We start from the raw sequence: 20998 nt of genomic DNA, 5'->3' as shown, positions 1-20998 counted from the left end.
TGAGGTACAACTTGGGCGCGTTAGCCCAGAAGGGTCATGTCGGCACCGTAAACTGCACCTTCGTGGATACGACGCTTCAGGACCCGCTCGTCGGGCAGACGCTCGACGGCCGCTACCGGGTGGAGTCCCGGATCGCGGTCGGCGGCATGGCGACGGTGTACCGGGCGCTGGACACCCGCCTGGACCGGGTGCTGGCCCTGAAGGTCATGCACCCCGCCCTCTCCGCCGAGCCCGGCTTCGTGGAGCGCTTCATCCGCGAGGCGAAGACGGTGGCGCGCCTCGACCACCCCAATGTGGTGCAGGTCTACGACCAGGGCGCCGACGGCACCTACGTCTACCTGGCCATGGAGTACATCGCGGGCTGCACCCTCCGCGACGTGCTGCGCGACTGCGGCGCCCTGCCGCCCCGCGCCGCGCTGGACATCCTGGAGCCCGTGCTGGCCGCGCTCGGCGCGGCGCACCGCGCGGGGTTGGTGCACCGCGACATGAAGCCGGAGAACGTCCTCATAGGTGACGACGGCCGCGTCAAGGTGGCGGACTTCGGCCTGGTCAGGATCGCGGGCACGCACACCAACACCTCCGCCGGCGGTGTCCTCGGCACGGTCTCGTACATGGCGCCGGAGCAGGTCGAGAGCCCCACGACCGACGAGCGCACCGATGTGTACGCGTGCGGGGTGCTGCTCTACGAGATGCTCACCGGCCTCAAGCCGCACACTGGCGGGACGCCCGTGCAGGTGGTCTACCAACTGGTGAACGAGGACGTGCCCGCCCCGTCCGCCGCCTCCCCCGGGCTGCCCCCACAGCTGGACGCGCTGGTGGCCGAGGCGACCGCGCGTGCCGCCGCCCGGCGTCCGGCGGACGCCGCGGAGCTGCTGCGGCGGCTGCATACGGTGCGCCAGGGCATGACGCCCGAGCAGCTGGACCTGGTGCCGCCGGGCGCGCGGACCCCCGTGCACGCCCCCGCGGCACCGGCCGGCGCCGAGGAACCGACGACGGTGGTGCACCGCACCGCGCGCCTGGAGTTTTCGCCCGAGCCGACCCGGCAGCAGCCCCGGGCGGCGGCTCGGGCGGTGTCCCGGACGGCGACCCGGCCCCGGCGGCGTCCCGGGGCCATCGCCGTCGTGACGACCCTGCTGCTGGTCCTCGGCGTCGGCGCGGGCATCTGGTACATCAACGACGGCCAGTTCACCCGTACCCCCGCCGTCGTCGGGCTGCCGCAGGCGCAGGCGGAACGCCAGCTGCGCGACGCCGGGCTGCGGGTCGAGGTCGTCGAGGCGTTCGACCCCGCCATGACCAAGGGCAAGGTGGCCTCCACCGACCCGGGCACCGGCGAGCGCATCCGCGACAACGGCACGGTGACGATCACCGTGTCCAAGGGCCCGGAACGGGTGAAGGTCCCGGGCGTGGTGGGCGAGGAGCTGGCGGAGGCCAGGCGGCGCCTGAAGGCCGCCGGGCTGAGCCCGGGGACGGTCTCCCGGGAGTTCAGCGACGAGGTGCCGCGGGGCCGGGTGATCTCCACCGACCCCGGCTCGGGCGCGAGCCGCCGGCCGGACTCGGCCGTGTCGCTGGTGGTGAGCAAGGGCGCGCCCGTCGACGCCCCCGACGTGGTCGGGCAGCCGCTGGAGGACGCCCGCCGGCAGCTGGAGGACGCCGGGCTGCGGGTCAAGGTGGACCCGCGGCAGGTCTACTCCGACCAGGCGGACGAGGGCGCGGTCGCCGGGCAGACGCCCGGCGCGAACACGCGGCTGGCGGCCGGGGACACGGTCACGCTGCAGGTCTCCAAGGGCCAGGAGATGGTCCTGGTCCCGGACGTGCAGGGCCTGGACGTCGACAAGGCGAAGGCGAAGCTGGAGGCCGCGGGCTTCGACGTGCGCGTCATCCAGTTCTTCTTCACCGGCCAGGTCAACAACCAGTCGCCCGCCGGCGGCACCGAGGCACCGAAGGGCAGCACGATCACACTGTGGGTGCGATAGTCACGTCCGATGGCGGCGCCGCCGCCGCGCTCCGCAACCCCGTCGGCGGCCATGTCGCCGTGGCCGGGGGCCTGGCCACCACCGGGCTGGCGGAGGCCGCGCGGATGGGCGCCGAGACCGTGCAGGTCTTCGTTGCCAACCCCCGCGGGTGGGCGACCCCGCCCGGCAGTCCGCGCCAGGACGAGGAGTTCCGCGAGCGCTGCGCCGCGCAGGGACTCCCCGCGTACGTCCACGCGCCGTACCTGATCAACTTCGGCTCGCACACCGGGGCGACCGTCGACCACTCGGTGGACTCGCTGCGCCACTCGCTGCGCCGCGGGCGGGCGATCGGCGCCCTGGGCACGGTCGTGCACACCGGGTCGGCGACCGGCGGCCGTTCCCGGGCCACCGCGCTGGCGCAGGTACGGGAGCGGATGCTGCCGCTGCTGGAGGAGCTGACGCACGACGACGACCCGTGGCTGCTGCTGGAGCCGACCGCGGGGCAGGGCTTCTCGCTCTGCTCGCTGGTGGAGGACCTGGGCCCGTACTTCGACGCCCTGGACCACCACCCGCGGCTGGGGGTCTGCCTGGACACCTGTCATGTGTTCGCGGCCGGGCACGACCTCGCGGCGGCCGGCGGGGTCAAGGCCGTCCTGGACGAGCTGGTGGCGACGGTCGGCGAGGGGCGGCTGAAGCTCGTCCACGCCAACGACTCCAAGGACGTCGCCGGCGCCCACAAGGACCGCCACGAGAACATCGGCGCCGGTCACATCGGTGCCGCCGCCTTCGGAGAGCTGTTCCGGCACCCCGCCACGCAGGGCGTGCCGCTGGTCGTGGAGACGCCCAACGGCGGCCCCAAGGGCACCGGGATGGCCACGGACGTGGCCGTGCTGAAGTCGCTGCGCCCGGGCTGACCGGACCGGGCGGGAATACCCCAGGGGGGTAATACGTTAGGCAGCGAGCACGCACGACGACACCCGCACTCATCCCTGGGGGACGCAGGATGCAGCACGTCGAGCACTCCCACCGGCATCAGTCCCACCACGAGCAGTCCCACCACGAGCAGTCCCACCACGAGCACCACACGGCGGCCCACCACACCGGCCCGGCCTCCTGGGGCACCGCCGTCCAGGCCACGCTGCACTGCCTCACCGGCTGTGCGATCGGCGAGGTCCTCGGCATGCTGATCGGCACGGCCCTCGGCTGGCACAACGTCCCGACGATGACCCTGGCGATCGTCCTGGCCTTCGTCTTCGGCTACTCGCTCACCATGCGCGGCGTCCTGCGGGCCGGCCTGGACCTGCGCAGCGCCGTACGGGTGGCGCTCGCCGCCGACACCGTCTCGATCATCTTCATGGAACTCGCGGACAACGGGACGATCCTGCTGTTCCCGGGCGCGATGGACGCCACGCTGTCGGACGCGCTGTTCTGGATCAGCCTCGCGCTGGCCTTCGTGGTCGCCTTCCTGGTGACCACACCCGTCAACAAGTGGATGATCGGCCGCGGCAAGGGACACGCGGTCGTCCACCGGTACCACTGACCCACTGCGGAGGCCCGGCGGCTACAACTCCGGCCCGTCGCCGGGCTCCTCCTGGTACGAGTAGCGCTGCTCGCTCCAGGGGTCGCCGAGGTTGTGGTAGCCGCGCTCCTCCCAGAAGCCGCGGCGGTCGGACGTCATGTACTCCACGCCCCTGACCCACTTGGGGCCCTTCCAGGCGTAGAGGTGGGGCACGATGAGCCGGGCCGGGAAGCCGTGTTCCGCGGTCAGCGGCTCCCCGCCGCGGTGGGTCGCGAATATCGACTTGGGGTCGGCGAAGTCCGCCAGCCGCAGGTTGGAGCTGAAGCCGTACTCGGCCCACACCATGACGTGCGTGACGTCCGGCGCGGGCGGCGCCAGCCGCAGGATCTCGGCGGTGGAGACACCGCCCCACTCGACGCCGAGCATGCTGAACTTGGTCACGCAGTGGAAGTCGCCCGTGACCGTCGTGTACGGCAGCGCGGCGAACTCCTCGTGGCCCCACGCACGCTTGCCGCCGTCCGCCGTGGCGCCGAAGACCTGGAACTCCCAGCGCTCGGGTTTGAACCTGGGCACCGGACCGTAGTGGGTGACCGGCCAGCCCCGCTGGAGCCGCTGTCCGGGAGGAAGCTCCCCTTCGCGGCGTTCGGACTGACCCATGCGTCCATGGTGACAGACCGGATGCAGTGCTACCGACCAGCACCAGGTCAAAGTATGACAACCCGGGCCACCGGAGTAAGTGTGAACTTACTGGATCGCTTCCACCGGCGGTGCGAAGATGCGCCCATCGTGTGGATTCCTCCGGAAAGGACGGGCTTGCCATGCAGGGCGACCCCGAGGTCATCGAGTTCCTGAACGAGCAGCTGACGGGCGAGCTGACGGCGATCAACCAGTACTTCCTGCACGCCAAGATGCAGGAGAACCTGGGCTGGACGAAGCTCGCCAAGTACACGCGGCACGAGTCCTTCGACGAGATGAAGCATGCCGAGGTGCTGACCGACCGCATCCTCTTCCTCGACGGACTGCCGAACTACCAGCGGCTCTTCCACGTCCGGGTGGGGCAGACCCTCACCGAGATGTTCCAGGCCGACCGCCAGGTCGAGGTCGAGGCGATCGACCGCCTCAAGCGCGGCATCGAGGTCATGCGGGCGAAGGGCGACATCACGTCGGCCAACATCTTCGAGGACATCCTCGCCGACGAGGAGCACCACATCGACTACCTGGACACCCAGCTCGAGCTCATCGGGAAGCTCGGGGAGCCCCTGTACATCGCGCAGGTCATCGAGCAGCCCGACAGCTGACGGCCGTCGGCCGGGCCGCAGCGGTTCAGGCGGCGCTGGCCGCCGCGGGCAGCGGGACCGCGACCGGCACCGGCAGTGCGGGCGGGACCGGCAGGGAGGCCGGCGCGGGGGCGCCGAGGGGCTCCGCGGGCGCTCCGGGCTTCGCCGTGTCGAGCTTCGTACGGGTGGCACAGCCGTCGCCGCGGCCGAGAAGCGCCTGTATCCGGCGCACGCAGGATCCGCAGTCCGTGCCCGCCTTGCAGGCGGAGGCGATCTGACGAGGGGTGCAACGGCCGGCATCCGCATGCTGCTTGACCTGCTCTTCGGTGATGCCGAAGCATGAGCAGACGTACACGCGGTTCCCCTCTCTCTCGATCCCGGCCTGAGGTTAACCTAACCTTACCCGCCGGGCGAGTGGCTGAAAACCGACGAGGGGCGCGGATCGATGTGATCCGCGCCCCTCTCAGGGTCCGCAGGGAACGGCCGCCGCTACTGGCCGCGGTACATCTCCGCCACCAGGAAGGCCAGGTCGAGCGACTGGCTGCGGTTGAGCCGCGGGTCGCAGGCCGTCTCGTAGCGCTGGTGCAGGTCGTCGACGAAGATCTCGTCGCCGCCGCCCACGCACTCGGTCACGTCGTCACCGGTGAGCTCCACGTGGATGCCGCCAGGGTGGGTGCCGAGGCCGTGGTGCACCTCGAAGAAGCCCTTGACCTCGTCGAGCACGTCGTCGAAGCGGCGCGTCTTGTGGCCGGAGGCCGCCTCGAAGGTGTTGCCGTGCATCGGGTCGCACACCCAGGCGACCTGCGCGCCCGAGGCGGTGACCTTCTCCACCAGGTTCGGCAGCAGCTCGCGCACCTTGCCGGCGCCCATGCGCGTGATGAAGGTCAGCCGGCCGGGCTCGCGGTCCGGGTCCAGCCGGTCGATCAGCGCCAGCGCCTCCTCGGGCGTGGTCGTCGGGCCGAGCTTCACACCGAGCGGGTTGCGGATCTTCGAGGCGAACTCGATGTGCGCGTGGTCGAGCTGACGGGTGCGCTCACCGATCCAGACCATGTGGCCGGACACGTCGTACAGCCGGCCGGTGCGGGAGTCCACGCGGGTCAGCGCCGACTCGTAGTCGAGCAGGAGCGCCTCGTGCGAGGCGTAGAACTCGACGGTCTTGAACTCCTCGGGGTCCGCGCCGCAGGCGTGCATGAAGTTCAGCGCGCCGTCGATCTCCCGGGCCAGGGCCTCGTAGCGCTGCCCGGACGGCGAGGACTTCACGAAGTCCTGGTTCCAGGCGTGCACCTGCCGCAGGTCGGCGTAGCCGCCGGTGGTGAAGGCCCGTACGAGGTTCAGCGTCGCGGCGGACGCGTTGTACAGGCGCTTGAGCCGCTCCGGGTCCGGCACGCGGGCCGCCTCGGTGAACTCGAAGCCGTTGACCGAGTCGCCGCGGTAGGTCGGGAGGGTCACCCCGCCCCGGGTCTCCGTCGGCTTCGAACGCGGCTTGCTGTACTGACCGGCGATCCGGCCCACCTTCACGACCGGCACGGACGCGGCGTAGGTCAGGACGGCGCCCATCTGCAGCAGCGTCTTCAGCTTGTTGCGGATCTGGTCGGCCCCGATCTGGTCGAAGGCCTCCGCGCAATCGCCGCCCTGCAGCAGGAACGCCTCACCACGGGCCACGGCCCCCAGGCGGTCGCGCAGCTGGTCGCACTCGCCTGCGAAGACGAGCGGCGGATACGACTCGAGGTCCGCGATCACTTCGCGCAGAGCCTCGGGGTCGGGGTACTCAGGCTGCTGCGCCGCGGGCAGTGAGCGCCAGGTCTGGCGCCCGGCGTGGGTTTCAGCGTTCACGGTCACGCAGCCCACATTACGTGGTCGTGTCCGTTCCTTTGCGCATCGGACCAGAGGATGAGACGACCGAGTGACCCCCGCGGAGCCCCGTCCGACCCGCCCGGCGCAGGCCGCCGGGGCCCGGAGGCCGAGCCCTCCCCGGCCCCGCGCGCCTGCGCCGCCCGGCGTACGGCGACGGCGCGTCCGGCCCACGGCGCCACCGCGGAGTCCACCCAGTGAGACGGCCCGCGCCCGGGGCATACGCTCGGCCCGCACACCGAAGCACGAACGCCGAAGCCCGCACACCGGAGCACGGACAGAAGGGGCCGCCGTCATGCCGACACCGTCCGAGGCGTTCCCGTACGTGGGGCCGGACGACATCCGGGCCGCCGTGGTGCGGCCCGACGCGGCGGGCCTGGCGGTGCGGTCACCGGACGACGTCCGGGAGTGGCTGGACGGCGCCGCCGCCGCCGACCGCGAGGAGCCCTTCACCTACGTCGTCGACCCGGCCGGCACGCTCCGTCTGGCGCCGCGCCGCAGCGAGCACGTGGCGTGCGCCGGGGGCGGGCCCGTGCTGGCCGCCGGGGAGATCACGTTCGCCGCGCGGGAGGACGGCGGGTGGGAGGTGACCGAGGTCGGCAACCAGTCGACCGGCTACTGCCCCGACCCCGAGGCGTCCTGGCCCGCCCTGGCGGAAGCCCTGGACCGGGCGGGGCTCACCCGCCCCGGCTGGTTCACGCAGGCGGTCGTCTTCCGGCACTGCCCGCGGTGCGGCCGGCGCAACCTCGTCAAGGACGGCGACTTCACATGCGCCCTGTGCGACGCGCCGCTTCCACGGCGGCGCGGCCGCTGAGGACGAGCGCCTGGCCCAGGCAGCCCAGCGCCCCCGTGCACAAGAGCGTGCGCACCAGGTTCCAGCGGACCCAGGCCGCCTCGAACCGCTCGCGCACGGCGGCGGGATCGGCGAGGCTCCCGGGGTCGCCCGCCGCGTCCAGCCGGTCGTTCAACGGGATGTTGACGCCGAAGGTGACGACGAGCACCGCCAGGTAGAGCACGGTCGCGGCGATCACCCACGGGAGCGGACCGCGGCCTCCGTCGCGCAGGCAGAGCGCCACCGCGGCGGCGCACAGCAGCAGCGAACCACCGAAGACCAGCAGGAACCAGCCGTTCTGGATGGCGGCGTTGATGCGCTGCATCGCGTCGACGAGCGTACGGTCGGCCGCCTTGGCCAGACCCGGCATGACGGCGACGGAGAAGGCGAAGAAGAGCCCGGCCATGAGGCCGACGGCGACGGTGGCCGCGACGAGGACGGCGTCTCGGGAAGTCATGCGACCAGTGAAGCCACGCCCGGTGAGACGGAACATGGCCCGGACGCTCCGCCCCATACGCGAGCGTCCACACGGAGACCGCGGAAAACCGCGTGCGGAACCGACCGGGACCGGGATACCGTGCGGCACATGGGTTGCACCTACTGCATCAGGCTGCGCCGGGCATAGCCGCGGCGCTCTTCGCCGCGGCATCGGGTCCATCGTCGGAACCTCTCATGTCGCGGAGTGCACACCCATGCCTCACCACCGGTCCATGGTGGGCGGCCGGCACGAGCTCGGCCAGAACTTCCTCACCGACCGCACCGTCATCGCCTCCATCGAGGCCCTCGTCGCCGCCACCAGCGGACCCATCGTCGAGATCGGCCCCGGCGACGGCGCCTTGACCCTCCCCCTCAGCCGCACCGGCCGCCCCCTCACGGCCGTGGAGATCGACCCGGGGCGCGCACAGCGCCTGCAGCGGAGGCTCCCGCGCGGCGCGCACGTCGTCACCACCGACGTCCTGCGCTACCGCTTCCCGCGCGAACCGCACGTGATCGTCGGCAACCTGCCCTTCCACCTCACGACCACCATCATGCGCCGCGTCCTGGCCGCCGACCGGTGGGAGTGCGCGGTGCTGCTCGTCCAGTGGGAGGTCGCCCGCCGCCGCGCGGGCGTCGGCGGCGCCAGCATGCTCACCGCCTCCTGGTGGCCCTGGTACGACTTCACCCTCCACTCCCGCGTCCCCGCCCGCGCCTTCCGCCCGGCACCCTCCGTCGACGGCGGACTGCTGACCATGACCCGGCGCCCGCAGCCGCTCGTCACCGGCGACCGCCGCGCCTACCAGGCCTTCGTCCAGCGGGTGTTCACCGGCCCGGGCCGCGGCCTGCGCGAAGTCCTCGCCCGCACCGGCCACTTCGACCGCACGGCACTGCGCGACTGGCTGCGTGCCGAACGCGTCCCCCCGCACGCCCTCCCCAAGGACCTCACGGCCGGGCAATGGGCGTCCCTGTGGCGGCTGGTGAGGTGAGGGGCGGCGGCTGCAGCCGCCCGATCCCGCCGCGCCGGCCCGGCCCGGACCAGGACGAGGTCCGGGCCGGGCCGGTTGCGCCGGTTCAGAACGACACCCGAAGGCGTGGGACGGGGCCGCCGCGTCGTGGGCGGATGCGTTAGGGTGCGGAACATGTACGCGCAGCAGACGCACCTGCAGTGGTGGTGGACCGCGGATCCGGCGGCCCACTAGCAGCGCGTACGCACAGGCAGACGCTCAGGCCGCCCGAGGGGCGGCCTTCGGTGTTTGCGCGGCCGTCCCTTCCCTCGCCGAAGACCGGAAGGAACCGCCGTGGACAACCACGATCCCAGCACCGCACCCCCCGCCGCCGCGCTCGTCGAACGGCTGCTGGACCCCGCGTGCCCGCCCTTCGCGCTGCTCAGGCGCAGAGCGCCCGGCCGGGACACGGACATCGTCGAAGTGCTGCTCGGCCCGGTCACGACGGCGGAGCGGCTGACCGACATCGCGCTGCCGACCGGGGCACCCGAAGGGGTGCGGCCCGCGGTGGACGCACTGGCGCTCGTGCCGTACCGGCAGATCAGGGAGCGCGGCTTCGACGTGCGGAACGACGGGACGCCGCTGGTCGTGCTGCGGCCCCGTGAGACCTACGAGCTGCCGCTCCCCGAGCTCATGGCGGCCCTGCCCGCGCACGCGGTGCGCGTGGAAGGCGGGGCCTTCGACGTCGACGACGACACGTACGCCGGGATCGTGGAGCGCGTCATCGAGGACGAGATCGGGCGCGGCGAGGGCGCGAACTTCGTCATCCGGCGCACCTTCCGCGGGGAGATCCCGGGGTTCGCGGCGGCCGACGCGCTCGCGCTGTTCCGTCGGCTGCTCGACGGCGAGCGCGGCGCCTACTGGACGTTCGTGGTGCGGACCCCGGAGCGGACCCTGGTCGGCGCGAGCCCCGAGGTGCACGTGCGGATGGCCGGCGGCACGGTCGTCATGAACCCCATCAGCGGCACCTACCGCTACCCCGCGCAGGGGCCGGACGCGGAGGGGCTGCTCGCCTTCCTGCGGGACGCCAAGGAGGTGGAGGAGCTGACGATGGTGGTCGACGAGGAACTGAAGATGATGTGCACCGTCGGCGACCTCGGCGGCGTCGTCGTCGGCCCGCGCCTGAAGGAGATGGCGCACCTGGCGCACACCGAGTACGAGTTGCGCGGCCGCAGCAGCATGGACGTGCGGGACGTGCTGCGCGAGACGATGTTCGCCGCGACGGTGACCGGCTCGCCGGTGCAGAACGCCTGCCGGGTGATCGAGCGCCACGAGCCGGGCGGCCGCGGCTACTACGCCGGCGCCCTCGCCCTGATCGGGCGCGATGCGGGCGGGGCACAGACCCTGGACTCGCCCATCCTGATCCGCACCGCGGACGTCGACGCCGCGGGCGGCCTGAAGGTCCCGGTGGGCGCGACCCTCGTCCGGCGCTCCGACCCGTACGCGGAGGTCGCCGAGACGCACGCGAAGGCGGCGGCCGTGCTGGCCGCGCTGGGGGTCCGGCCCGGACGGGCGCCGGGCCCGGCGGCGGACCGGCCACCGCTCGGCGACGACATCCGGGTGCGGGCCGCGCTGGACGGACGCCGCCGGAACCTGGCCCCGTTCTGGCTGCGCATGCGCACCGCGGAGCAGCCCGGCACGCCGACCGGGCACGCCCTCGTGGTGGACGGCGAGGACACCTTCACCGCGATGCTCGCGCACGTGCTGAGGTCGTCCGGGCTGCAGGTCACCGTGCGCCGCTTCGACGCCCCGGGACTGCGCGAGGCCGCCCTCGCACACCAGGGCCCGGTCGTCCTCGGTCCGGGGCCCGGCGACCCGTCCGACACCGGCGACCCCAAGATGGCCCTCCTGCGCGGCCTCGCCTCCGAACTCGTCCGCGGCCACCGGCACGGCCTGCTCGGGGTCTGCCTCGGCCACGAACTGATCGCCGCCGAACTCGGCCTCGACATCGTCCGCAAGGACGTCCCCTTCCAGGGCGCGCAGACACCCGTCGACCTGTTCGGGAAGGCGGAGACCGTGGGGTTCTACAACTCCTTCACCGCCCGCTGCGACGACGCGACGGCGGAGGAGCTCGCCATGCACCGCGTCGAACTGAGCCGCGACCCCGCCACCGGCGACGTCCACGCCCTGCGCGGCCCGGGCTTCGCGGGCGTCCAGTTCCACCCCGAGTCCGTGCTCACTCTCAACGGCACGGCGATCGTGGCGGAACTCCTGGCCGGGGTGACGGTGGCGGGCTGACGTGCCTGCGACCCGCCGCCGCGCCCCGCACGCGGCTCCGGCAGGTCAGACCGCGGCCGCCGGAAGCTGGTGCGTCCGCGGGGTGACCGCGCGGGGCCGGCGGGGGCGGGCGGCGGGGACCGGGTCGGGCACGGGCCCGGGGACGGGCGACAGGAGGGGGCCGATGAGACCCAGCACCGCCGCCACCATGTCCGGGCCCTCGCTCAGGCCGTCCACCACGAGGTCGGCCAGCGCCCGCGACGGTGCGACGTGGGCGACGTGGCGGTCCCGTCCGCTCTGCAGGTAGTTCAGCAGGGACAGCCGCGGGTCCTGCCGCTGGACCTCGATCTTGCGGAGGATCTTGCGGGCCAGCCGGACGTCGTCGGGGGCGTCCACGTACACCCGCCAGTCCGCCCGTTCCCGTACCGACGGCAGGGTCAGGGCGAACAGGCCCTCGACCACCACGAGGCGCACCCCGGGCCGCGCCAGCGCCGCGTCGATCGCGGCGCTGACGGCGGGCTCGTCGATGGAGCCGGGGTGGTTCCAGTCGAGGATGGCGTGCCCGCCGGCGCTGACCGTCCACACGCCCCCGAGGGGATCGTGCGCGGGCACGTAGTAGTCGTCCAGATGGACCAGTGCGATGCTCTCGGGACACTGCAGCGACAGGGCCTCGGCAAGGGTGGACTTGCCGGATGCGGTGCCGCCTGCGACCGCCAGTACACCCGTCATGCCGGGCGCTCCTCATGTGCTCAAGGGGGATAGACGAAGCGGCCGGACAAGCCGGGTGCAGGGAATGTAAGGCCGCGTGATCGCCCATGGCAAGCGGGGAAAGCGCAGACGGCGCCGGGGAAACGCCGTGTTTACCCGAAGAAGACGGCCGCCTCGGTGTAGAGCCGCGGATCGACCGTCTTGAGCTGGGCCGTCGCGTCGCGCAGCGGGACGCGGACGATGTCCGTGCCGCGCAGGGCGACCATCTTGCCCCAGTCCTGGTCGCGGACCGCGTCGATGGCGTGCAGGCCGAAGCGGGTGGCGAGCCAGCGGTCGAAGGCGCTGGGGGTGCCGCCGCGCTGGATGTGGCCGAGGACGGTGGTGCGGGCCTCCTTGCCGGTGCGCCTCTCGATCTCCTTGGCGAGCCACTCGCCGACGCCGGAGAGCCGTACGTGGCCGAAGGAGTCGAGCGACTGGTCCTTGAGCACCATGTCGCCGTCCTTGGGCATGGCGCCCTCGGCGATCACGACGATGGGCGCGTAGCGGATCTTGAAGCGGCTCTCCACCCAGGCGCAGACCTGGTCGACGTCGAAGCGCTGCTCGGGGATGAGGATGGCGTTGGCACCGCCGGCGAGGCCCGAGTGGAGGGCGATCCAGCCGGCGTGGCGGCCCATCACCTCGACGACGAGGACGCGCATGTGCGACTCGGCGGTGGTGTGGAGGCGGTCGATGGCCTCGGTGGCGATGTTGACGGCGGTGTCGAAGCCGAAGGTGTAGTCGGTGGCCGCCAGGTCGTTGTCGATGGTCTTGGGTACGCCGACGCAGGGGACGCCGTACTCGTCCGACAGGGCGGTGGCGACGCCGAGGGTGTCCTCGCCGCCGATCGCGATGAGTGCGTCGACCTCGTACTTGGCGAGGTTCTCCTTGACGCGGCGCACGCCGTTCTCCGCCTTGAGCGGGTTCGTGCGGGACGAGCCGAGGATCGTGCCGCCGCGCGGGAGGATGCCGCGCACGGCGGGGATGTCGAGCGGCACGGTGTCGCCCTCGAGGGGGCCGTGCCAGCCGTCCCTGAAACCGGTGAACTCGTATCCGTACTCCTGGACACCCTTGCGCACGATGGCACGGATGACCGCGTTGAGCCCGGGGCAGTCTCCGCCGCCGGTCAGCACGCCAACTCGCATGATCCATCCCTTCCCGTTCGCACCATTTGCCTGCGCCCACGACGCTAGCGTGACCGGCGTCACAGGTGGGATGGGCCGTTCGGTGAAATCCCTTGATCCGCGGGGATGTTGGTCCGCCGATTTCACCCTTCCGGGCGGCGCGCGGCGCTGGCGGGCGCGCCCCCGGAGGCTGCGTCGGGGCTATTCCTCGTCCAGTCCGCGCTCGATGGCGTAGCGGACGAGTTCGACGCGGTTGTGGAGCTGGAGCTTGCCGAGGGTGTTCTGGACGTGGTTCTGGACGGTGCGGTGGGAGATGACCAGCCGTTCGGCGATCTGCTTGTAGCTCAGCCCCTTGGCGACGAGCCGCAGGACCTCGGTCTCGCGGTCGGTGAGGCGGGGCGCCTCGGGGGTGTCGGCCGCGGCGGGGGCGGGGTCGGAGGCGAGGCGCCGGTACTCGCCGAGGACGAGTCCGGCGAGGCCGGGGGTGAAGACGGGGTCGCCTACGGCGGTGCGGCGGACGGCGTCGAGGAGTTCCTCGCGGCCGGCGGACTTCAGCAGGTAGCCGGTGGCACCGGACTTCACTGCCTCCAGGACGTCCGCGTGCTCGCCGCTGGCGGAGAGCACCAGTACCCGCAGGGCGGGGTTGTCGGCGATGACGTCCTTGCAGACCTGGACACCGGACAGGCCGGGGAGGTTGAGGTCGAGGACGAGCACCTCGGGCATCGCCGCCTTGGCGCGCCGCACCGCCTCCGGACCGTCGCCGGCGGTGGCGACCACCACGTATCCGGCCTCGGTGAGGTCGCGGGCCACCGCGTCCCGCCACATGGGGTGGTCGTCGACCACCATCACCTTCACCGCCATGACCCCAATCTCCTCCCTCACTTCGCGAGCCTCAACTCGACTTCTGTCCCCTGCCCGGGCACCGACACCAGTTCCGCCGTGCCGCCGAGGTCCCGGAGCCGGCCGCGGATGGACTGGGCGACCCCGAGTCTGCCCTCGGCCTCGGCGGCTGCGAGGCGGCCTTCGGGGATGCCGGGGCCGTCGTCGCGGACGCTGACCAGTACGGCCCCGGGTTCGTCCTCGACCAGGATCCAGGCGTGGGCGTCCTCGCCCGCGTGCCGGCGGACGTTCTCCAGGGCGGCGCCCACGGCGGCGGCGAGTTCGCGTGCGGCGCGGGCCGGGACGAGGACGGGGGTGCCGGGGGCGGCGACGGTGACCCGGGCGCTGCCGTACGGGGAGAGCAGCGGGCGCAGGTCGCGGGGCGCGTCCGGGTCCTGGCCCGCGCCGGCACCGGCATCGGCGCCGGTGGCACCGCGGGGGGACGGCAGGGCGGCGGCACCGTCGGTGACCAGGGCGCGCAGGGCGGCCTCCTGCTCGCCCGCCATGCGGCCCAGGGCCTCGGCCTCACCGCCGATCTCGGCGCCGCGCCGCTGCACCATGGCGAGCACCTGCAGCACGTTGTCGTGGATGTCGCGGGCCAGGCGCTCCCGCTCGCGGGTGGCGGCCTCGATCTGCAGGGCGCGGGCGAGGGTGCGTTCGCTGGCGCGGGCGACCTCGACGACGTACCCGATGGCGATGCTGGCGATGGCCACCAAGAGCACGTTGTGGAGGGTGTCGCGGGCCGGCGCGCCGCGTTCGACGAGGTTGGCGCCGCCGACGAGGCAGGAGGCGGCGGCGGCCCAGCGCCAGCCGCCCTTGATGGCGAAGGCGAGCACGGAGCCGGCGGTCCAGATCGACGGGAGGGTGGGGCCGCCGTCGAGGATGCGCTGGTGCGCCTCGACGGCCGGGGTGATGAGGATGCCGGTGATCGCGACGCCGAGGTCGACGATGAGGAAGGGCCTGGTGCAGCGCTGGGGCGAGCTCACCTTGCCGACGGTGGCCAGCGTCCACACGGCGAGCACCGCCATGTAGGCCGCGCCTGCCAGGGGGTGTGCGTGCTCGTGGTAGGCGGCGGCGTAGAGCCCGATGGCGTACGCCGCGGTCAGCAGCCGGTAGCCGGTGAGGGCGCGCCACAGCGGCTGCTCGACGGACATGCGTGTGACGCGTGCGGGCCGCGCGGCGGCGGACCCGCCGGGTCTCCCCCCGGTCGCGCCGGTCTTCTCCCCGGCCATGGGCCGTCCCCCTTTTCCCCCGGGCGCGTCCGGCTAGGACTCGCCGTGCTGTTGCTGCTGCTTCTTGGCCGCCTCGGCGATCTGCCGCTTGGCGGCGGTCGCGTAGATGTCCACGTACTCCTGGCCGGAGAGCTTCATGATCTCGTACATCACCTCGTCGGTGACCGAGCGCAGGATGAAGCGGTCGTGCTCCATGCCCATGTAGCGGCTGAAGTCCAGCGGCTTGCCGATCCGGATGCCGGGGCGCATCAGCTTGGGCATGACCTGGCCGGGCGGCTGGATCTTCTCCGTGTCGATCATGGCGACCGGGATCACGGGCGCGCCGGTGGCGAGCGCGATGCGGGCCAGGCCGCCGGGCTTGCCGCGGTAGAGGCGGCCGTCGGGCGAGCGGGTGCCCTCGGGGTAGATGCCGAAGAGCTCGCCGGCCTCGATGACCTTTATCCCGCTGTTGATCGCGGCCTCGCCGGCGCCGCGCGCGCCGGAGCGGTCCACGGGGAGCTGGCCGACGCCCTTGAAGAAGGCGGCGGTGAGCTTGCCCTTGATGCCGGGCGTGGTGAAGTACTCGGCCTTGGCGATGAAGGTGACCTTGCGGTCGAGCACGGCCGGCAGGAAGAAGGAGTCCGAGAAGGACAGGTGGTTGCTCGCCAGGATCGCCGCTCCCTGCTTGGGGATGTGCTCCATCCCCTCCACCCACGGCCGGAACGCGGCCCGCAGGGGATGCCCGATGGCGATCTTCATCACGCCGTACAACAACCGATGACCTCCTGTGTCTGACGGGAAGACCTTAACGCCAGATCCGCCGGTGCTCTCCCCCGGTGTCGGCCGTCCGCGTACTGTGAGGTATCGCTTTTCGCGCATTCCACCGAACAGGAGACGTACGGTGCCGCTGATGCCCGGAGCCGAGCCCTACCGCCACGACGGCGGCGAGGTCGGTGTCCTGCTGTGCCACGGATTCACCGGCACACCGCAGTCCATGCGGCCGTGGGCCGAGTACCTGGCCGAGCGGGGCCTGACCGTGTCCGTACCGCTGCTGCCGGGGCACGGCACGCGCTGGCAGGACATGCAGCTCACCGGCTGGGAGGACTGGTACGCGGAGGTGGACCGGGAATTCCGCGCGCTGTCCGAGCGCTGTGACCGCGTGTTTGTCTTCGGAATGTCGATGGGCGGGGCCCTGACCCTGCGGCTGGCCGCGCAGCACGGCGCCGCGGTCAGTGGCATCGCCCTGGTCAACCCCTCGGTCAAGGCCGACAGCCATCAGCTGAAGGTCGTTCCCCTGTTGCGCCACTTCGTCCCCACCGTGCCGGGCATCGCGAGCGACATCGCGAAGGAGGGCTCGCAGGAGGTCGGCTACGACCGCACCCCGCTGCGGGCGGTGCACTCACTGAGCCGTTTCTGGACGCTGGTACGCCATGAGCTGCCGCAGGTGACGCAGCCGCTCCTGCTGCTGCACAGCCGGGTCGACCACGTGGTGCACCCGTCGAACTCGGCGGTCGTGCTGAGCCGGGTGTCGTCGACGGACGTCACCGAGACGGTGCTGGAGCGCAGTTACCACGTCGCGACGCTGGACCACGACGCGGAGACGGTCTTCGAGCAGTCGTACGCCTTCGTCGAGCGGCTGTCGGGTGCGGGAGAGCAGGCGGAAAAGGAGGACGCGGCCAGTGGCTGAGCCCGAGGAGGAGCGTCGCCAGGTGCCGGAGGGCGGCGAGCCGGAGCGCGCGCCGCTGGACGAGGAGTCGGCGTGGGCCGAGATCGTCGCGGCGTACGAGAAGGACCCGGAGCCCGGGACGGGTTCCTGGCCCGCGGCCGAGGACGTCCCGGCGGCGGAGCGGGACGGCGAGGGCGGGGCCGACGGCGAGCGTGACGGGAGCGAGGGCACGGCGGACCCGTCCGCGCTGCCCGCGGCGCCGGACGCGACGCGTATCGTCCTGCACCCCGTGCTGTCCGGTCCCCGTGACTACGCACTCGACGAGGACGCGGACGCGGACGAGGGGCACTACGAGCCGCCGGAGCCGCCGCCGCTGCCGGAGGCGGACGTGACGACGAAGTTCGCGTGGCTGGCCGCCGTGGGCGGCCCGCTGCTGATCTTCGGCTTCGTCCTCTTCCAGGAGCCGATGCCGTGGTGGGCGCTCACCGTCGGCGTCGGCGGCTTCCTCGGCGGCTTCGCCACCCTGGTGACGCGCATGCGTCCGGGCGGCGACGAGGACGACGACCTGCCGGGCGGCGGCGCCGTGGTCTGACCGGCGCCGTCGTCAGGCGGACGCGGGCACCTTGAGGGCGGCCAGGACCGGGAGGTGGTCCGTGGCCGCCCTCAGGTCGTACGGGGTGATCCCGGGCAGGCCGTACGGGACCCCGCAGCCGAGGACCTCGATGCCGGGGGTCGTGAAGATCGCGTCGATCCGCTGGTGCGGGTCGTACGGGGTGGAGGTGTACTCGCCGCCCCAGGGCCGGGCCGCCCAGGCGTCCTGGAGGTCGCCGGCGAGCCGGCGGAAGGTGCGGCCCTGCGGGCGGTCGTTGAGGTCGCCGCCCACGACCGCGTACGGCTCGCCCATGGCGGCGAGCCGGTCCAGCAGCATGCCGCCCTGGTCGTAGCGCTCGCGGGCCTGGAGCGAGAGGTGGCAGCTGACGACGGACAGGCGGGCGCCGCCGACGCGCACGACGGCGGTGGCGAAGCCGCGCCGGTGCAGGCCGGGTGTGCGGGGCAGCAGGACGTCCTCGGCGCGTTCCACGTGCACCCGCAGGGACGACAGCACGAGGGGCCCGGTGGCGGTGGCCCCGCCGGTGACGGCGACCAGGCCGCAGGCGCGGGCGAGGCGGGCGACGGCCTTGCGCCAGCGGAAGAAGCGGGGTGCCTCCTGGATCAGCGCGAAGTCGGGGTCGCAGGCGCGGATCACCCGGGCGAGCGCGGCGGTGTCGTCCCGCATGGAGCGGATGTTGTAGCTCAGCACACGGACGACGGCGGAGCCGTCCGGCTCGGTACGGGACGCCGGCAGCTCCGGCAGCGGGCCCTCGCTCACGGGCTCACTGTAGCGGCGGCGCGGTCACACGGGGGCGGCGTGAGCCCGGCCGGGAAGCCGGGTGCCCCCGTCACTCCTGTGCCGGGAGTGACGGGGGCACCGGTGCCGGGCGGGTGACCGCCGGGACTAGCCCTGGCGGGCGAGGTCGGCCGCGCCGACGAGGCCGGCCTTGCCGCCGAGCTGGGCGGCGAGTACCTGGGCGTGCGGCCGGTACTGGCCGCCGACCAGCCAGCGGCGGAAGGACTTGCGGATGGGCTCGAGGACGAGCTCGCCCTCGTCGGAGACACCGCCGCCGACGATGAAGGCGGAGGGGTCGAAGAGCGAGGCCAGGTCGGCGAGCCCGGCGCCGGCCCAGCGGGCCAGCTCGCGGAAGGAGTCGATCGCGACCTTGTCGCCGTCACGCGCGGCCCGGCTGATGTGCTGGCCCTGGATGCCCTCGGGCGTGCCGTCGCCGAGCGACAGCAGCAGGGTGGCGTTCTCCGGCTGGGCGACCGCCCGCTGCTTGGCGTAGCGCACCAGTGCCCGGCCGGAGGCGTACTGCTCCCAGCAGCCCTGGCTGCCGCAGCCGCACAGCAGACCGTCCGGCACCATGCGGATGTGCCCGAACTCGCCGGCCACGCCGAAGCGGCCGCGGCGCAGCTTGTTGCCGATGATGATGCCGCCGCCGAGCCCGGTGCCGAGGGTGATGCAGATGACGTCGTCGTGACCCGCGCCGGCGCCGAAGCGGTACTCGCCCCAGGCCGCGGCGTTGGCGTCGTTCTCGACGACCACGGGCAGGCCGACGCGCTGCTCGACCTTGTCCTTCAGCGGCTCGTGGCGCCACCGGATGTTGGGTGCGAAGAGCACCGTGGCGCGCTTGTCGTCGACGTAGCCGGCCGCACCGATGCCGACGGCCTCGACCGTGTGGCCGACACTGACGTCGTGCACCGCGCTCGCGATGGCGTCGACGACCCCCTCGGAGGTCTGCGGGGTCGGCACCTTGACGATTTCGAGAATCGCGCCTTCCTCGTCGACCACGCCGGCCGCGATCTTCGTGCCGCCGATGTCGACGCCGATGGTGAGTCCCATGTATCCCTCAGTATTCGGTCGAGCCCCGCTGCGTCCCACCGTACCGGAGGGCGACCCGCGCCCTGTTCGGGCCCGATGCTCGTCCCGGGTCCGCGTCGCGCCGTTCAGTCCAGGTCGATGCGTTCGCTGGGCGGGGTGTCCCCGCCGGAGGTCCAGCGTCGTTCCTGTCCGCTCACCACCGCGCGGTAGGCGGCCAGGAGTTCGGCGCCCGCGGCGGCGAGGTGGTCGAAGACCTCGGGGTTGCGCTCGACGATCGGCTCCACCGCCTGCTTGACCTGCGAGATCAGTCCCTGAGCCGCCATCTCGGCGGCAGGGCTGCGGAGCATCGACAAGCGGTCGGTGACCGCTTCCGCGAGACGCCGCAACTCCTCGCCGGCACTGCCGGGGGTCTGTCCGCTCTGCTGCCGTCGGCGGGCGTTCTCCGCGGCGATGTCCTCCGCGCTCGCCTTGGCCCAGGCGTCGGAATCGGTGTCGGGGCGGCCCGCGCGGTCCGTGGATTCGCTCATGGTGGCTCCGTAAGGCTCCGGGCTTGGTACCCACGACGGTACCCGAAGGGGGGCGGCGCTTTCAGCGCTCAGCGGGGCCAAAGACCGGGATCCGGGGCGAACCGGACCTGCAGCGCGCCGTCGCGGAGCGCCGCACCGGCCACGGTGCAGCGGCGCAGCGCGGAGGGCAGCGGGAGGATGCGGCGGTATCCCTCGGCGTCGACGACGAGTTCGTCGCCGCGGCGTACGAGGTCGACGGTGTCGCGTGTCGCGCCGGGCAGTGGCAGCCGCCAGAGGAAGTGGCCCTCGGCGGCGAGCCGGTCCTCTGTGGTCCACGACGGCGCCGCGGGGCCCTCGGGCGCGTCGGCGGGCGGCTGCGCGGCGAGCCGGGCGAGGTCCTCGGCGCCGCGTGGTTCCCGGCCGAGGTGGGGCAGTTCGTGGAGCGCGGTGGGCGTGCCGGCGAGTTCCGCGCGCAGGGCGCGCACTTCCTTGCGCCGGTGGGCGGCCAGTTCGGTCAGCCAGGGGTCCGGGGACTCGGCGGGCAGCATCCGGTTGGCGACCACGGCCTCGAGGCGGTGGCCGTACAGGGCCAGTCCGGTGCGGGCCCGGCGCACGGCGTCGGCGGCGTGCGTGCCGGGGGCCACGACGAGCCGGACGGTCGTGGCGGCGTCCTCGATCACGGCCTGGGCGGTGGCCAGTTCCCGGTCGGCGCGGGCGGCGGCCTCGTAGGCCCAGGCGCCGGGCGCGGGCACACCGGCGAGCTGGGCGAGGACGGGGCGCAGGGCGCGGGCGGCCTGCCGCTCCTGGGGGACCAGCCGGGCGATGTAGCGCCGCAGTTGCGCGGGCAGCGCGAGTGCGGCGAGGGCGTCGTGGACCGGCGGGAGGTCGACGACCACCAGGTCCCAGCCGCCGGCGGTGTCCCGCAGGGCGCGCAGCAGCGCGAAGGCGTCGGCGCCGGGGAGTTCGGTCAGTTCCTCGGGGTCCAGCGGGGCCGCGCCGAGCAGGTCGAGCAGGGAGCCCAGGCGTTGCTGGACGGCCCCGGCGTCGGCCCGGAAGGCGGCGGCCGCGTCGACGCGCGCCGCCCACAGACCCGGTACGGACCCGACCGGCGCGATGGGCAGGGGCGCCGCCCCGTCCGGCCGCGGCCCGCCGCCGTCCCCGGCCGGGGGCGGCACCGGGCCCAGGACCGCGTCGAGGGAGGCGTCGCGGTCGGTGGAGAGCAGCAGCACACGCCGCCCGGGCGAGCTCGCGGCCACGGCCGTGGCGGCGGCGACCGTCGTGCGCCCGGCGCCGCCCGTGCCGGTGACCAGGAGCGTGCGCACG

Annotated in this window: 22 protein-coding genes; 9 read left to right on the top strand and 13 right to left on the bottom strand. The window is 73.2% G+C overall.

Going from position 1 to position 20998, the window contains the following annotated elements; all coding sequences use genetic code 11:
- Positions 1–62 precede the first annotated feature (62 nt).
- The 3 genes from pknB to ACFV3E_RS01535 all read left to right on the top strand — a co-directional run bounded on the left by pknB (position 63) and on the right by ACFV3E_RS01535 (position 3492).
- Positions 63–1973, top strand: coding sequence for a Stk1 family PASTA domain-containing Ser/Thr kinase (gene pknB, locus ACFV3E_RS01545; RefSeq protein ID WP_500532867.1), 1911 nt, complete (start codon positions 63–65; stop codon positions 1971–1973).
- A complete protein-coding gene (locus tag ACFV3E_RS01540) occupies positions 1961–2866 on the top strand; it encodes a deoxyribonuclease IV (RefSeq protein ID WP_500532866.1) in 906 nt (301 codons plus the stop codon). The genes pknB and ACFV3E_RS01540 overlap by 13 nt, the downstream gene beginning before the upstream one ends.
- An 89-nt stretch (positions 2867–2955) precedes the next feature.
- Positions 2956–3492 carry a DUF4396 domain-containing protein gene (locus ACFV3E_RS01535; RefSeq protein ID WP_500532865.1) on the top strand — a complete coding sequence of 179 codons (537 nt, stop codon included), beginning with the start codon at positions 2956–2958 and terminating at the stop codon, positions 3490–3492.
- A 21-nt stretch (positions 3493–3513) separates the two neighbouring features.
- On the opposite strand, the gene ACFV3E_RS01530 is transcribed toward ACFV3E_RS01535, so the two are convergent.
- Positions 3514–4128, bottom strand: coding sequence for a sulfite oxidase-like oxidoreductase (locus ACFV3E_RS01530; RefSeq protein WP_500370067.1), 615 nt, complete (start codon positions 4126–4128; stop codon positions 3514–3516).
- A 161-nt stretch (positions 4129–4289) separates the two neighbouring features.
- Here ACFV3E_RS01530 and bfr point away from each other — a divergent pair, with 161 nt between their 5' ends.
- Positions 4290–4769 carry a bacterioferritin gene (gene bfr / locus ACFV3E_RS01525; RefSeq protein ID WP_500532988.1) on the top strand — a complete coding sequence of 160 codons (480 nt, stop codon included), beginning with the start codon at positions 4290–4292 and terminating at the stop codon, positions 4767–4769.
- A gap of 25 nt (positions 4770–4794) precedes the next feature.
- Here bfr and ACFV3E_RS01520 read toward each other — a convergent pair whose 3' ends face one another.
- Together ACFV3E_RS01520 and ACFV3E_RS01515 are read right to left on the bottom strand one after the other, a co-directional pair.
- Positions 4795–5103 (bottom strand): (2Fe-2S)-binding protein, encoded by a 309-nt coding sequence (locus tag ACFV3E_RS01520; RefSeq protein WP_500532864.1) that lies wholly within the window; start codon positions 5101–5103, stop codon positions 4795–4797.
- A 134-nt stretch (positions 5104–5237) separates the two neighbouring features.
- Positions 5238–6587, bottom strand: a complete 1350-nt coding sequence (locus ACFV3E_RS01515) for a class II 3-deoxy-7-phosphoheptulonate synthase (protein WP_499511392.1) — start codon at positions 6585–6587, stop codon at positions 5238–5240.
- A 307-nt stretch (positions 6588–6894) separates the two neighbouring features.
- Here ACFV3E_RS01515 and ACFV3E_RS01510 point away from each other — a divergent pair, with 307 nt between their 5' ends.
- A complete protein-coding gene (locus ACFV3E_RS01510; protein ID WP_500532863.1) occupies positions 6895–7413 on the top strand; it encodes a hypothetical protein in 519 nt (172 codons plus the stop codon).
- Here ACFV3E_RS01510 and ACFV3E_RS01505 read toward each other — a convergent pair.
- Positions 7364–7888 (bottom strand): anthrone oxygenase family protein, encoded by a 525-nt coding sequence (locus tag ACFV3E_RS01505; RefSeq protein WP_500370062.1) that lies wholly within the window; start codon positions 7886–7888, stop codon positions 7364–7366. The genes ACFV3E_RS01510 and ACFV3E_RS01505 overlap by 50 nt on opposite strands.
- Positions 7889–8141: 253 nt before the next feature.
- Here ACFV3E_RS01505 and erm point away from each other — a divergent pair, with 253 nt between their 5' ends.
- Both erm and ACFV3E_RS01495 read left to right on the top strand, forming a co-directional pair.
- Complete coding sequence (gene erm / locus ACFV3E_RS01500; protein ID WP_500532987.1) at positions 8142–8894, top strand: 23S ribosomal RNA methyltransferase Erm; 753 nt, start codon at positions 8142–8144, stop codon at positions 8892–8894.
- Positions 8895–9206: 312 nt separating this feature from the next.
- The gene (locus ACFV3E_RS01495; RefSeq protein ID WP_500532862.1) at positions 9207–11150 is read left to right on the top strand and encodes an anthranilate synthase family protein; all 1944 of its coding nucleotides are present in this window, start codon (positions 9207–9209) and stop codon (positions 11148–11150) included.
- A 45-nt stretch (positions 11151–11195) separates the two neighbouring features.
- Here the strand turns inward: ACFV3E_RS01495 and ACFV3E_RS01490 are convergent, their stop codons facing one another.
- The 5 genes from ACFV3E_RS01490 to ACFV3E_RS01470 form a co-directional block, all read right to left on the bottom strand.
- Positions 11196–11858: a uridine kinase family protein gene (locus ACFV3E_RS01490; protein ID WP_500532861.1), complete on the bottom strand. Its 663-nt coding sequence runs from the start codon at positions 11856–11858 to the stop codon at positions 11196–11198.
- A 131-nt stretch (positions 11859–11989) separates the two neighbouring features.
- Positions 11990–13018, bottom strand: coding sequence for a 6-phosphofructokinase (locus ACFV3E_RS01485; protein WP_500370059.1), 1029 nt, complete (start codon positions 13016–13018; stop codon positions 11990–11992).
- 180 nt (positions 13019–13198) lie between these two features.
- Positions 13199–13858, bottom strand: coding sequence for a response regulator (locus ACFV3E_RS01480; RefSeq protein WP_431959998.1), 660 nt, complete (start codon positions 13856–13858; stop codon positions 13199–13201).
- 17 nt (positions 13859–13875) lie between these two features.
- Positions 13876–15030 (bottom strand): MacS family sensor histidine kinase, encoded by a 1155-nt coding sequence (gene macS, locus ACFV3E_RS01475; protein ID WP_500532860.1) that lies wholly within the window; start codon positions 15028–15030, stop codon positions 13876–13878.
- Between the two features lie 111 nt (positions 15031–15141).
- Positions 15142–15861 (bottom strand): lysophospholipid acyltransferase family protein, encoded by a 720-nt coding sequence (locus tag ACFV3E_RS01470; protein WP_500329891.1) that lies wholly within the window; start codon positions 15859–15861, stop codon positions 15142–15144.
- A gap of 127 nt (positions 15862–15988) precedes the next feature.
- Between ACFV3E_RS01470 and ACFV3E_RS01465 the strand changes: the two genes are divergently transcribed.
- Entirely contained in the window at positions 15989–16774 is a 786-nt protein-coding gene (locus tag ACFV3E_RS01465) for an alpha/beta hydrolase (RefSeq protein WP_500532859.1), read from the top strand.
- Entirely contained in the window at positions 16767–17345 is a 579-nt protein-coding gene (locus ACFV3E_RS01460; protein ID WP_500532858.1) for a hypothetical protein, read from the top strand. The genes ACFV3E_RS01465 and ACFV3E_RS01460 overlap by 8 nt, the downstream gene beginning before the upstream one ends.
- A gap of 12 nt (positions 17346–17357) precedes the next feature.
- On the opposite strand, the gene ACFV3E_RS01455 is transcribed toward ACFV3E_RS01460, so the two are convergent.
- The 4 genes from ACFV3E_RS01455 to ACFV3E_RS01440 form a co-directional block, all read right to left on the bottom strand.
- Complete coding sequence (locus tag ACFV3E_RS01455; protein ID WP_500532857.1) at positions 17358–18122, bottom strand: endonuclease/exonuclease/phosphatase family protein; 765 nt, start codon at positions 18120–18122, stop codon at positions 17358–17360.
- 126 nt (positions 18123–18248) lie between these two features.
- Entirely contained in the window at positions 18249–19190 is a 942-nt protein-coding gene (locus ACFV3E_RS01450; RefSeq protein ID WP_500370052.1) for an ROK family glucokinase, read from the bottom strand.
- 104 nt (positions 19191–19294) lie between these two features.
- Positions 19295–19696 carry a DUF5304 family protein gene (locus ACFV3E_RS01445; RefSeq protein WP_500532856.1) on the bottom strand — a complete coding sequence of 134 codons (402 nt, stop codon included), beginning with the start codon at positions 19694–19696 and terminating at the stop codon, positions 19295–19297.
- 68 nt (positions 19697–19764) lie between these two features.
- Positions 19765–20997 (bottom strand): ArsA family ATPase, encoded by a 1233-nt coding sequence (locus tag ACFV3E_RS01440; RefSeq protein ID WP_500532855.1) that lies wholly within the window; start codon positions 20995–20997, stop codon positions 19765–19767.
- Position 20998: the final 1 nt, after the last annotated feature.

Origin of the sequence: Streptomyces sp. NPDC059718, assembly GCF_042733315.1 — a bacterium.
Taxonomy (GTDB): domain Bacteria; phylum Actinomycetota; class Actinomycetes; order Streptomycetales; family Streptomycetaceae; genus Actinacidiphila.
This window is presented reverse-complemented; position numbering and strand designations above follow the sequence as displayed.